The organism is Nocardia brasiliensis NBRC 14402, assembly GCF_000308475.2.
GTDB lineage: Bacteria > Actinomycetota > Actinomycetes > Mycobacteriales > Mycobacteriaceae > Nocardia > Nocardia brasiliensis.
The window spans coordinates 41275-53287 of record NZ_BAFT02000057.1; the positions used below are offsets into that span (position 1 = coordinate 41275).

Annotated in this window: 12 protein-coding genes; 6 read left to right on the forward strand and 6 right to left on the reverse strand. The window is 68.2% G+C overall.

Annotated features, from left to right (window positions below; genetic code table 11):
* Nucleotide 1: 1 nt before the first annotated feature.
* Complete coding sequence (locus tag TY25_RS17395; protein ID WP_042257564.1) at nt 2-1600, reverse strand: carboxyl transferase domain-containing protein; 1599 nt, start codon at nt 1598-1600, stop codon at nt 2-4.
* 181 nt (nt 1601-1781) lie between these two features.
* On the opposite strand from TY25_RS17395, the gene TY25_RS17400 reads away from it, so the two are divergent.
* A complete protein-coding gene (locus TY25_RS17400; protein WP_014988388.1) occupies nt 1782-2390 on the forward strand; it encodes an SACE_7040 family transcriptional regulator in 609 nt (202 codons plus the stop codon).
* A gap of 14 nt (nt 2391-2404) precedes the next feature.
* Here TY25_RS17400 and TY25_RS17405 read toward each other — a convergent pair whose 3' ends face one another.
* Both TY25_RS17405 and TY25_RS17410 read right to left on the reverse strand, forming a co-directional pair.
* Nucleotides 2405-3151, reverse strand: a complete 747-nt coding sequence (locus TY25_RS17405) for a 3-hydroxybutyrate dehydrogenase (RefSeq protein ID WP_042257567.1) — start codon at nt 3149-3151, stop codon at nt 2405-2407.
* Nucleotides 3148-4539, reverse strand: a complete 1392-nt coding sequence (locus TY25_RS17410) for an MFS transporter (RefSeq protein WP_042257569.1) — start codon at nt 4537-4539, stop codon at nt 3148-3150. Before TY25_RS17410 ends, TY25_RS17405 begins: the two co-directional genes overlap by 4 nt.
* Before the next feature lie 214 nt (nt 4540-4753).
* On the opposite strand from TY25_RS17410, the gene TY25_RS17415 reads away from it, so the two are divergent.
* On the forward strand, nt 4754-5668 hold the full coding sequence (locus TY25_RS17415) for a LysR family transcriptional regulator (RefSeq protein WP_226887529.1): 915 nt from the start codon (nt 4754-4756) through the stop codon (nt 5666-5668).
* 28 nt (nt 5669-5696) lie between these two features.
* Here the strand turns inward: TY25_RS17415 and TY25_RS17420 are convergent, their stop codons facing one another.
* The 3 genes from TY25_RS17420 to TY25_RS17430 are packed head-to-tail and all read right to left on the reverse strand — an operon-like array spanning nt 5697 to nt 8431.
* Entirely contained in the window at nt 5697-6545 is an 849-nt protein-coding gene (locus TY25_RS17420) for an RpnC/YadD family protein (RefSeq protein WP_042257571.1), read from the reverse strand.
* A gap of 44 nt (nt 6546-6589) precedes the next feature.
* Nucleotides 6590-7351: an ABC transporter ATP-binding protein gene (locus tag TY25_RS17425; RefSeq protein WP_042257572.1), complete on the reverse strand. Its 762-nt coding sequence runs from the start codon at nt 7349-7351 to the stop codon at nt 6590-6592.
* A gap of 21 nt (nt 7352-7372) precedes the next feature.
* Complete coding sequence (locus TY25_RS17430) at nt 7373-8431, reverse strand: ABC transporter permease (protein WP_042257573.1); 1059 nt, start codon at nt 8429-8431, stop codon at nt 7373-7375.
* A 130-nt stretch (nt 8432-8561) separates the two neighbouring features.
* Between TY25_RS17430 and TY25_RS17435 the strand changes: the two genes are divergently transcribed.
* The 4 genes from TY25_RS17435 to cobM all read left to right on the forward strand — a co-directional run bounded on the left by TY25_RS17435 (nt 8562) and on the right by cobM (nt 11637).
* Complete coding sequence (locus TY25_RS17435) at nt 8562-9725, forward strand: sensor histidine kinase (protein ID WP_042257574.1); 1164 nt, start codon at nt 8562-8564, stop codon at nt 9723-9725.
* Complete coding sequence (locus TY25_RS17440; protein WP_042257575.1) at nt 9722-10339, forward strand: response regulator transcription factor; 618 nt, start codon at nt 9722-9724, stop codon at nt 10337-10339. The genes TY25_RS17435 and TY25_RS17440 overlap by 4 nt, the downstream gene beginning before the upstream one ends.
* A gap of 71 nt (nt 10340-10410) precedes the next feature.
* On the forward strand, nt 10411-10836 hold the full coding sequence (locus TY25_RS17445; RefSeq protein WP_042257577.1) for a PPOX class F420-dependent oxidoreductase: 426 nt from the start codon (nt 10411-10413) through the stop codon (nt 10834-10836).
* Nucleotides 10837-10887: 51 nt separating this feature from the next.
* Nucleotides 10888-11637 (forward strand): precorrin-4 C(11)-methyltransferase, encoded by a 750-nt coding sequence (cobM, locus tag TY25_RS17450; RefSeq protein WP_042257580.1) that lies wholly within the window; start codon nt 10888-10890, stop codon nt 11635-11637.
* Nucleotides 11638-12013 lie beyond the last annotated feature (376 nt).

Sequence of the window (12013 nt, forward strand, 5' to 3'; positions counted from 1 at the left end):
GTCACATCCGGAATACGCCGTAGGAAACGGGTTCGAGCGGCGCTTGCGCGCACACCGAAAGGGCAAGTCCGAGGACGGTTCTCGTGTCCGCGGGGTCGATCACGCCGTCGTCCCAGAGGCGGGCCGTCGAGTAGTAGGGGTTGCCCTGTCGTTCGTATTGGTCGCGGATCGGCGCCTTGAACGCCTCCTCGTCCGCCGCCGACCACGGCCGGCCCGAGCTGTCGAGCTGGTCGCCGCGCACGGTGGACAGGACCGAGGCGGCCTGCTCGCCACCCATCACCGAGATCCTGGCGTTGGGCCACATCCACAGGAAGCGCGGCGAATACGCCCGCCCGCACATCGAATAGTTGCCCGCGCCGTACGAACCGCCGATCACCACCGTCAGCTTCGGCACCCGGGCACAGGCGACGGCGGTGACCATCTTGGCCCCGTGTTTGGCGATGCCGCCCGCCTCGTAGTCGCGGCCGACCATGAACCCGGTGATGTTCTGCAAGAACAGCAGCGGGATCTTGCGCTTGTCGCACAGTTCGATGAAATGCGCGCCCTTCATGGCGGATTCGCTGAACAGCACGCCGTTGTTGGCGACGATGCCGACCGGGTGGCCGTGAATGTGCGCGAAGCCGGTGACCAAGGTCTTGCCGTATTCGGCCTTGAACTCGTGAAAGCCGTTGTCGCCCTCGGGATTCGCGTCGACGAGCCGGTGGATCACCTCGCGCACGTCGTACGGGGTGCGCAGGTCCACCGGCACCACGTCGTACAGCTCCTCCGGCGACGCGGCGGGCTCCACCGGCGGCAACACCGCCCAGGGACTCGCGGGGCGCGGACCGAGGGTCGCGACGATGCGGCGCACGATGCGCAGCGCGTCCTGATCGTCCTCGGCCAGATGATCGGTGACCCCCGAGGTGCGCGAATGCAGTGCGCCGCCGCCGAGTTCCTCCGCGGTGACCACCTCGCCGGTCGCGGCCTTCACCAGCGGCGGACCGCCGAGGAAGATCGTGCCCTGGTTGCGCACGATCACCGCCTCGTCGCTCATCGCGGGCACGTACGCGCCGCCCGCGGTGCACGAGCCGAGCACCGCCGCGATCTGCGGAATGCCCTTGGCGCTCATGGTCGCCTGGTTGTAGAAGATGCGCCCGAAATGCTCCCGGTCGGGGAACACCTCGTCCTGTTCGGGCAGGTAGGCGCCGCCGGAATCGACCAGATACAGGCACGGCAGCTGGTTCTGCAGCGCGATCTCCTGCGCGCGCAGGTGCTTCTTCACCGTCATCGGGTAGTAGGTGCCGCCCTTGACGGTGGCGTCGTTGGCCACGATGACGCACTCGCGGCCGGACACCCGGCCGATCCCGGTGATGATGCCCGCGCCCGGGGACTCGTCGCCGTACATCCCGCTCGCGGCGAGCGGCGAGAGTTCCAGGAACGGGCTGCCCGGGTCGAGCAGCTGGTCCACCCGTTGCCGCGGCAGCAGCTTGCCGCGCGCGACATGGCGGTCCCGCGCTTTGGCGGGTCCGCCGAGTGCGGCGGCCGCCAGCCGGGCGCCCAGGTCGTCGACGAGTGCCTTGTGGGCGACCCGGTTGTCGACGGCCTCTTCGGTAACGGTCATCACGTGATCCTGTCGGTCAGCGTCTGGGAGCGACTCGGTGACGGCCGGTGGTCGGGTGACGGGCGGGCCAGTTAGTCGCCGATAACTGGAATCCAGGTTAATCTTGGTTAACCGAGATGTCCACCGAAGCGCTTGCGAGTCGCGCACGCGTGTGTCCGCACAGAGGGCGAAAGGAGTGCGTGTGACCAGCATCGACGATGGCACGCTCACCCGCCGTGAACAGCTGAAAGCGCAGCGCAGGCAACAACTGCTGGATGCCGGGGCCCGGCTCATCGCCGATCGCGGCTTCCTCGGCATGCGCCTGGACGACCTCGGCGCCGCGGTCGGCATCAGCGGTCCGGCCGTCTACCGCCATTTCCCCAACAAAGAAGCGCTGCTGGTGGAACTGCTCGTCGGGATCAGCCAGCGGCTGCTCGACGGCGGCAAGGCGGTGGTGGCGCGCACCGAGACCGCGGCGGACGCGCTGGCCGGCCTGGTCGACTTCCACCTGGACTTCGCGCTGGGCGACGCCGACCTCATCCGGATCCAGGATCGCGATCTGGAGAACGTGCCCGCCGCGGCCCGGCGCGAGCTGCGCCGCACCCAGCGCCAGTACGTGGAAATCTGGGTCACGGTGCTGCGTGACCTGCACCCCGGCCTACCCGAAGAGACGGCGCGCGTACAGGCGCACGCCGCGTTCGGCCTGATCAACTCCACCCCGCACAGCGCGAGCACGGCGACCGCCGCCCGGGCCCGGCCCATCCTGCGCCGGATGGCGCTGTCCGCCCTGACGCAGGACGAGCCGGGCTAGAGCGGGGCGCTCGGTCATCGCGCGCTCCACCCGCCGTCCATGGTGTAGGACGCGCCGGTCACCATGCCCGCGTGCGCCGAGGTGAGCCAGCCCACCAGCGCGGCCACCTCCGCCGGCTCCACCAGGCGTTTGATCGCGCTCTCGGTGAGCAGGATCTTCTCCAGCACCTGCTGTTCCGGAATGCCGTGCGCCTTGGCCTGATCGGCGATCTGCTTGTCCACCAGCGGAGTTCGCACATAGCCGGGGTTGACGCAGTTGCTGGTGACGCCGTGTTTGCCGCCTTCGAGCGCGGTGACCTTGGACAGGCCCTCCAGCCCGTGCTTGGCCGTCACGTAGGCGGACTTGAACTCCGAGGCTCGAAGTCCGTGCACCGACGAGATATTGACGATCCGGCCGAAACCCTGCCGGTACATGTGCGGCAGCGCGGCCCGGATGAGCAGGAACGGCGCCTCCACCATCAAGGTGAGCAGGTTCCGGAACTGCTGCGGCGCGAAATCCTCGATCGGGCTGATGCTCTGCACGCCCGCGTTGTTCACCAGGATGTCCACCTCGAGCGTCAGCGAGGTCAAGGCGTCGACGTCGAGTAGGTCCACGGCCCAAGGTTTTCCGCCGAGCTCGCGGGCGAGCGACTTGGCCCCGACATCGTCGATATCGGCGATGGTGACCAAGGCGCCCCGCGCGGCCAGCTCCCGGGCGCAGGCCGCGCCGATGCCGCTGGCGCCGCCCGTGATCAGCGCGGAACGTCCTGTCAGGTCGGTCATTTCGCGTTCACCGGGGCGGTGGGCTGCGTTGCCAGATACTCGGCGTCGGCGAGATCGACGGTGGCCAAGTCCAATCCTTTCGTTTCACGGGCGAAGAACACGGCGACCGCGGTGATGGCCGCCGCGACAGCCAGATAGATCGCGATCGGCACCGCCGAGTCGTATTCGTTGAGCAGCCGGACCGCGATGATCGGCGCGAGCGAACCCGCCACGATCGAGGTCACCTGATAGCCCAGGGAGACGCCGGAATACCGCATCCGGGTGGGAAACATCTCGGCCATGATCGCGGGCTGGCCCGCGTACATCAGCGCGTGGAACAGCAGGCCGATGATGATCGCGGACATGATGACCGCGTTGTGCCCGCTGTCCATCATCGGAAAGGCGAAGAAGCCCCAGGTGCCCGCCGTGACCGCGCCGGCCAGATACACCGGGCGCCTGCCGAAGTGGTCCGAGAGCCGGCCCGCCAGCGGCACGGCGAAGAAGTGCATCGCGTGCGCGGCGAGCAGCCACCACAGGATGACCTTCGTGTCCACGTGCACCTGCACCTTGAGATAGGTGATGGTGAAGGTGACCACCAGGTAGTACAGGATGTTCTCGCCGAAGCGCAGACCCATCGCGGTGAGCACGCCGCGCGGATACCGCTGCAGCACCTCGACCACGCTCAGCGAGGTGGCCTTGATCTGCTCCATTTCCTGCTGTGCCGCAACGAAAATGGGCGCGTCGGTGACCTTGGTGCGGATGTAGTAGCCGACCAGTACCACCACCGCGGACAGCCAGAAGGCCACGCGCCAGCCCCAACTCAGGAACGCCGACTCCGACAGCCAGGTGGTCAAGGCCAGCAGCACGACGGTCGCCAGCAGATTTCCCATCGGCACCCCGGCCTGCGGCCAGCTCGCCCAGAAGCCGCGGCTGCGACTCGGACTGTGTTCGGCGACAAGCAGCACCGCGCCGCCCCATTCGCCGCCGACCGCGAAACCCTGGATGAAGCGCAGGATCACCAGCAGCGCCGGGGCCCAGTAGCCGATCTGGCCGAAGGTCGGCAGACAGCCCATCAGGAAGGTCGCGCTGCCCACCAGGATCAGGCTGAACTGCAACAGTTTCTTGCGGCCGTATTTGTCGCCGAAATGCCCGAAGACGATGCCGCCCAACGGGCGAGCGGCGAAGCCGACGGCGTAGGTGACGAACGCGGCGAGGATCGCGTCCAGATCGCTGGTGCCCTTCGCGAAGAACACCTTGCTGAAGACCAGTGTCGCGGCGGTGCCGTAGAGGAAGAACTCATACCATTCGACGACCGTGCCCGCCATGGACGCGGCGACCACCCGTCTCAGGCCGGTCGGTGCTCCGCCCGGGTCGTTGCCCGTCGGCCACAATGCACTGCGCACGCTCATCGAACTCTCCTTCGTGCCCGGGGCCACACTCGGATCTAGATGTGACGGCCCCCACAAATCTCGGCTGCAACGAAGTATTAGTGCAGATCGGTTTGTCCGCAATGACTAGATGTGCAGTACGTATCTGCGAGAATGCACACATGGGCGCGTGCATCTTCTTCCAGCCCGCCGCATGCGCGGCGCAGTGGCTTGTGGGCGAGGCGCGGCTGTGAATATGGCCGGGTCCGCACGGCGTCCCAGCGCCGACGACCTGCTGGTGCTGTTGGCGGTCGGGCGCTCCGGGCGATTCGTGTCCGCTGCCGAGGAACTCGGCATCAACCACACCACCATCTCCCGGCGTATCGCCGCGCTCGAGCACACGCTGGGCGGGCGGGTGCTGACCCGGGCCGCGGGCGGTTGGGAGCTCACCGATCTCGGGCGGGAGGCACTGGCGGCGGCCGAGGTCGTCGAGTCGGCGGTCAAGTCACTCGGTGCGGACGCGGGCGGTGTCCGAGTGTTGGAAGGGGTGGTGCGGATTTCGGCGACCGATGGGTTCAGTGCCTATCTCGCCGCGCCGGCCGCCGCCGAGGTGCAGCGGCAACATCCCAAGATCACCGTCGAGATCGTGGCGACCACCCGGCGGGCCTCGACGCAGCGGTCCGGGCTCGATCTCGAGGTGGTGGTCGGTGAGCCGCAGGTGCATCGCGCCACCGCCATTCGGCTCTCCGACTACTGTCTGGGCCTCTATGGTTCCCGGGACTATCTGCGCGAGCACGGCACTCCGGCCACCATCGACGACCTCGCCGCGCACCCCCTCGTCTACTTCATCGATTCCATGCTGCAGGTGGACGACCTGGACCTGGCGTCCAGCTTCGCCCCCGCCATGCGCGAATCCGTCACTTCTACAAACGTTTTCGTCCACGTCGAGGCCACCCGGGCCGCCGCGGGCCTCGGCCTGCTCCCGTGTTTCATGGCCGACCGCCACCCCGACCTGATCCGTGTCCTCGCCGACACCGTCTCCGTCAACCTCGCCTACTGGCTGGTCGCCCGCCCCGAAACTCTCCGCCGCCCCGAAGTAGCCGCCTTCGTCGACACCCTCCGCACCAAGGTCCACCGCGAACACAACGCCCTACTCGGCCTGCGCGCATAGCCGGGGGCATCGTGCCGCCGCCGACGGCTTACTCGGCGAATACCTCGTCGAGCGAGGCAGCATCGAGGGCACGATCGAGCCAGACGTCGAGTTGGGCGATGTCGGTCTGCTGCTCGACTCGAGCAGTTAGAGCGTCGCTGATTTCGAAGCCGCGGTGGCGCAGAATCCGCAGCAGTGCACTGGCCTCGCCGGTGGCCTTGCCTTCGAAAAAATAGGTCCGGATGAGCTCGTTTTGGTATTCGTAGCCAGCGGTCATGACGCTCTCCAGGAAGTGTCGGGCGGCTGCGGGCAGAAGGCCCGTTACCAGGTCAATGTACATCGTCCCGCGCTCCGCGGGGAGTACGCAGGTGGCCAGGACGGTAAGGATGGATTCATGGTCGGGGTGGTCGCCATGCGCGATGGCGGAAAGAACCGCCAACTCGGGGTTTGCCGTCGCGGTCGCCGGGTCGGTCACCACGGGGATGTCTTCAGGGCTCAGCACCAATGGTTTGAGGGTGAAGTCCGGGGCGACGGGGATGGGTCTGCGGCAGTACGCTGCCGTGCGTTTGTTCGGGCAGAGCACGAGCAGGACGGTCGGGCACTTGAGTCGCGCACGCAGCGTCGTCAGGTAGACCGGCCAACTCCACGTCTTGTCCTTGTCGGGTTGCAACTGAACTTCCACAACCACCGCTACGGAGGGTCTGGTTCCCTCCGCGAGCACTACCACGAGATCCGCGCGATATTCGGTGGGGTTGATATCCGGAAAGTCACCGGATTCCAAACGGGCATTGTCGTATTCGGGTAGCTGGGTGCCCAGCACGGTTGTCAATAGTTCGGCGGCCAGTTGCGGGCGTTGCCGGAACAGGTCGACCAGGCGCTCGTGCAGATGGCTGGGCATGCACGAAAGCTATCACTGATTCGACGATTGTAAAACTGCTGGTCTCAGGCTGTTTTTGGAACCAATTGCTTTGGAACGTTCCAGTTTTCGCGGTTCCGGGTGTGGGTCAGGTGGCCGTCGGTCATGTGGTGGACGGTGGTCATTTGGGGGAGGTGGGTGTGGTCGTGGGTGACGAGAAGGGTTGCGGTGTTGTGGGTTTTCGTGATGGCGAGGATGAGATCGATGATGGCGGAGCCTCTTTCGGTGTCGAGGGCGCTGGTGGGTTCGTCGATCACGAGGAGGGCGGGGGTGTTCATGAGGGCGCGGGCTATGTTGACGCGTTGGCGTTGACCGCCGGAGAGTTGGGCGGGGCGTTTGGCGTGCTGGTCGGCGAGGCCGACGGAATCAAGGAGTTCCATTGCCCTGGATCGGGTTTCGCGGCGTCGACGGGCGGAGACGTGTAGCTGTTGGCCTAGGTGGCTCATCACCTCTAGTTGTTCGAGGGCGGTCAGGGCGGGGATCAGGTTCGGCTGCTGGAAGACGATGCCGATGGACGAACGGCGCAGCGCAGCGGCTTCGCGGCGGCCAGCGGTGGCGAGATCAGCACTGCCGCTGTGGGTTCGGAGTTCGATGCGGCCGGAGTCGGGACGGATCAGGGTGGAGACGACGGCGAGCAGGCTGGATTTTCCGGAGCCGGAGGGACCGGTGATCGCGGCGATGTCGCCGCCTTCGACGTGCAGGCTCACTCGGTCCAGCGCGGTGAGGCGACCGGCGCCGTCGGGGTAGGTGAGGGTCACGTCGTCGACGGTGAGTGCGGTGGTACTCATGATCGGGAAAACTCCAGTGGCTCAACGTGCCGCGCCGAGCGCGGTCAACGGGTCGGTGGTGAACAGGAAGCGCAGGGCGAACGCGGCGCCGAGCAGACCGAGCACGATCAACACGGCCGCGGGCAGCAGCGTGGTGGCCGGGCTGAGGACGAACGGAAGCGCGTCACCGAGGAAAGCCGCTGCGGTGACCGTGATTCCGAGACCGACCGCCACTCCGGCGCTCAGTACGATCGCGGCTTGCGCGAGGGCGTCGCGGACGAGGGAACCGGAGGTCGCGCCGAGTGCTTTCAGGGTCGCGATGTCGGGCATCCGCTGCACCGTCCACACGGTGAAGAATGCGCCGATCACCAGCGCCGAGATGACGAAGAGCAGCACCGTCATCAATGTCAGCGAACCGTTTTCGGCCTGGTAGGCGCTGAGCGCCGAGAGCGCGCCGGACGAACTCGTCGTCTGGGTGCGCGCGGCCGCGTTCACTGCCGCGATATCCGGCACACCGGAAACCGCGAGCACGGTCGCCGCGCCCGCCCGCGGGTCGAGTGCCTGCCAATCGGTGAGGGTCAGCCACACCACCGGCGTGTGGCTGTACCAGTCGTCCCCGGCGACGGCCTGCACGGTGAAGGCGCGCCCATCGATGGTGACCGAATCGCCCGCCGCCGCACCGAGTTCCGTGGCCGCGCCGGCGCTCAGCACCACGCTGCCGTTTTCGGTTGCGGAGCGATTGCCGAAAGCCGTACCCTGCGTGCCGAACAACGCGACCTGCGTCGCTGGCCGCCCGCCGGGATCGACCTTGCCGTGACTGATGCCGATGGGGTCGACCGTGCCGTCGGGTCCCGCCGCGGACTGCCAGGCCGCGACCTGTTCCCGGCTCAGCGTCGAAGCTTCGAACGAGGGCTGCCCGCCGGTGTCGGCGAACACCACCATGTCCCCGGGGAACGACTGCACGGCCGAGATGTTCTGGTGCGCCAGCCCCGCGGTGAGCCCGCTCAGGAAACTCACCAGCAACGCCACCAGCGTGACGACCAGGGTGATGAGCAGGAAGCGACCGCGGGCGGCGCGCAGATCTCGGAGTGCGACGAACATGATTTCACTGTTCCGCGCGCGGCGCCCGCCGCCATCGCACCGGCGGAGGAACGGCGCCCGATCGAACGGTGGGTGCCGTTTTACACCTTTCGATGGATGCCGCCGAGGTAGCCGCACATAAGCTGGCAGGGTGCACTCGTCACCGCTCACGCCCGTCTTCACCGCGCTGCGGTACGGCCTGCATGTGCTGGTGACGGCGCTGGCGGTGGTGGTCGCGGTCCGCGCGCTGCTGCCCGGCGCCTCGCACCCGCTGCCCGTGGTGGCATTGACCGCGCTGTTCCTGCTGACCTACTTCGCGGGGGCGGTGTTGAACGGACGGCCGGGCGGTATCCAGCTGTGGCTGGCGGCGCTCACCGTGTGGTGGCTCGGCCTGGTCGTGCTCGCCCCCGACGCGGGCTACCTGGCTTTCGGCTTGTTCTTCCTCTATCTGCACCTGCTGCCCCGGCCGTGGAGTCTGGTGGCCGTCGCGGCGTCGACCGCGATCGCGGTACTCGGCTTCGGTATGCACCGCGGCTGGTCGGTGGCCGGGGTGATCGGTCCGATCTTCGGCGCGGCGGTGGCGGTCGGTATCGGCCTGGGTTATCAGGCACTGTTTCGCGAGTCGGCGCAGCGGCAGCGCCTGATCGACGAATTGCTCAGCACCCGAGTCACTCTCGCGGAGCAGGAGCGCACCGCGGGCAAGCTGGCCGAACGGGAACGGCTGGCCCAGGAAATCCACGACACGGTCGCGCAGGGGCTGAGTAGTATCCAGTTGCTCCTGCACGCCGCCGAGCAGGCGGCGCCGGAACACCCTGCGCTGCAACAGATCGTCTTGGCGCGCGAGACCGCGGCCGAGAACCTCGCCGAAACCCGAAGGCTGATCGCCGAATTGACCCCGGCCGCGTTGGAGGGACAGTCACTGGCCCAAGCTCTGGAGCGAATCTGCCTGCGCGCCAACACCCCGGCCCGCACCGCCCGGCTGGTGGTGGAGGGCACTCCCGAGCGTCTGCCGATGCCGATCGAGGCGGCCCTGGTGCGGATCGCGCAGGGCGCGGTCGCGAACGTGGTGCGCCACGCCGACGCGGCCCGGCTGCGCCTGACGCTGACCTACGCCGACGCGCAGGTCCTGCTCGACGTCGTGGACGACGGGGTCGGCATCGCCGCCGACGTGCTCGACCGGCCGCCCTCGGGTTCCTTCGGCCTGGCCGCCATGCGCTCGCGCGTGGAGCAGCAGGGCGGCACCATGGCGGTGGAGTCGGAGCCGGGGCACACCGCGGTGACCGTCGCCTTTCCGCTCTGGGCGGACCGGCCATGATCCGCCTGCTGCTGGCCGACGATCACGCGATCGTGCGCGCGGGCCTGCGCGCGCTGCTGGACGGCGGCGACGATCTCACCGTCGTCGGCGACGTGCCCACCGCCGAGGCGGCCGTCGCGTTCTGCGCGACCACCGCGGTGGATCTGGTGCTGATGGACTTGAGCTTCGGCCAGGGCCGTTCCGGCGCGGACGCCACCGCGGAACTGCGCGCGCTCCCGCAGCCGCCGAATGTCTTGGTGGTCACCAACTATGACACCGACGCCGATATCCTGGGCGCCATCGAGGCGGGTGCCTGCGGGTACATCCTGAAGGACACGCCGCCGGCGGAACTGCTCGCCGCCGTGCGCGCGGCCGCCGCGGGGGAGAGCGTGCTGTCGCCCGCGGTGGCGTCGAAGCTCATGACCAGGGTGCGTCGCGCCGACACCACACTGAGCCCGCGCGAGATCGAGGTGCTGCGCCTGGTCGCCGACGGCCGGTCCAACCGCGAGATCGCCAAGGAGCTGTTCCTGAGCGAGACCACCGTCAAATCCCATCTGGTGCACATCTACGCCAAACTCGGCGTGCGCTCGCGGACCTCGGCCGTGGCGCGGGCCCGGGAACAGGGGGCGATCTGATCCGGCGGCGGTCGGCAACATGCGCGCCGCGGTGCGCCGTGCCCGGTGCGGTCTGCCCATAGGCTGAGCCCATGGCATCACTTTCCGATCCTGAGGTGCGCGAGTTCCTGCAGCACGGCACGCGGACGGGCAAGGTGGCCTTCGTCGCCGCCGACGGCAGCCCGATGGTGACACCGGTCTGGTTCGTGCTCGAGGGCGACGAACTGGTCTTCAATACCGGCAAGACGACGAGCAAGGGCAAGGCGTTCCTGCGGGACGGCCGGGTCGCCGTGGTCGTCGACGCAGAGGCGCCGCCGTACCCGTCGGTGCAGTTGCGCGGCTTCGTCACCCTCTCCGAAGACCCGGACGAACTGCTGCGCACCGCCACCGAGATCGGCGGCCGGTACATGGGCGCGGACCGGGCCGAGGAGTTCGGCAAGCGCAACGGCGTGCCGGGCGAACTCGTCGTCCGGTTGCGGCCCAGCAAGGTGATCGCCCACTTCGACGCCACGGCCTGACCCACCGGCACCCCGGCTCGGGCGCACGGCCGCCTGCCTAAACTCACCGGCATGACCGTGCACTTCATCGGCGCCGGGCCGGGCGCGGCCGATCTGCTCACCGTGCGCGCGGTCGGCCTGCTGCGCGCCGCGCCGGTGTGCCTTTATGCGGGCACCTACCTGGATCCGGAAGTGCTGACCCACTGCGCACCCGGCGCGGAACTGATCGACACCCAGCACCTGGACCTCGACCAGATCACCGCGCACCTGGTGCGGGCGAACGATTCCGGCAAGGACGTGGCCCGGCTGTGCTCGGGCGACCCGTCGCTCTACTCGGCGCTGACCGAGCAGACCCGGCGCCTCGACGAGCTCGGTATCGCCTGGGACGTCACGCCCGGCGTGCCCGCCTACGCCGCTGCGGCCGCCCTGCTCGGCGCCGAACTCACCGTCCCCGAGGTGGTCCAGTCGGTGGTGCTCACCCGTACCCGGGCCCGGTCGACCGCGATGCCCGCTTCCGAGGCGCTGTCCGGTTTCGCCGCCACGGGCGCCACCCTTGTGCTGCACCTGGCCATCACCCGGATTCGCGAGCTGGCCGCGGAGCTGGTCGGCGACTACGGCGCGGACTGTCCGGTCGCGGTGGTCTACCGGGCCAGTCAGCCTGAGCAACTGGTCCTGCGCGGCACCCTCGCCGATATCGCCGATCAGGTGGCGGCGGCGGGGCTGCGGCAGGCCGCGGTGATCCTGGTCGGGCGCGCGCTGTCGGCGACGCTGTCATGTGCGCAATCCCACCTCTACGACCCGGCGCGGATCCGCCAGAGCTGACCCGCCGCAGCCCGGTCGCGACGCGTCGCGCAGGATGTGAGGACCACAACACGAGGTACTCGGATCGGCCGCAACGGCGCTGCCTGTGATCATGTTCGTCGGCTATGGCGGTTGGTTGGTTCGGTGCGCGTGACGACGGTAGATTGGATCGGTGATCTGCAGCGAGATTGCCGGCGGTGCCGGTGGGTGGGTAAAGGACGCGGTCGCGCCTATGTAACAAGGTCACCCTGGCCGACAGATAGTGCCAATGAGCTTTTTTGCCTGATTGATATGAGAACTGAACCCCGAGACACGGGCGCCACGCTGGGATAGGTGTGCGTCCTGTCCGGGTGTCGTCGGGGAGCGCTTGCGTGGTGTTCCGGAAGCGAGGTTACGG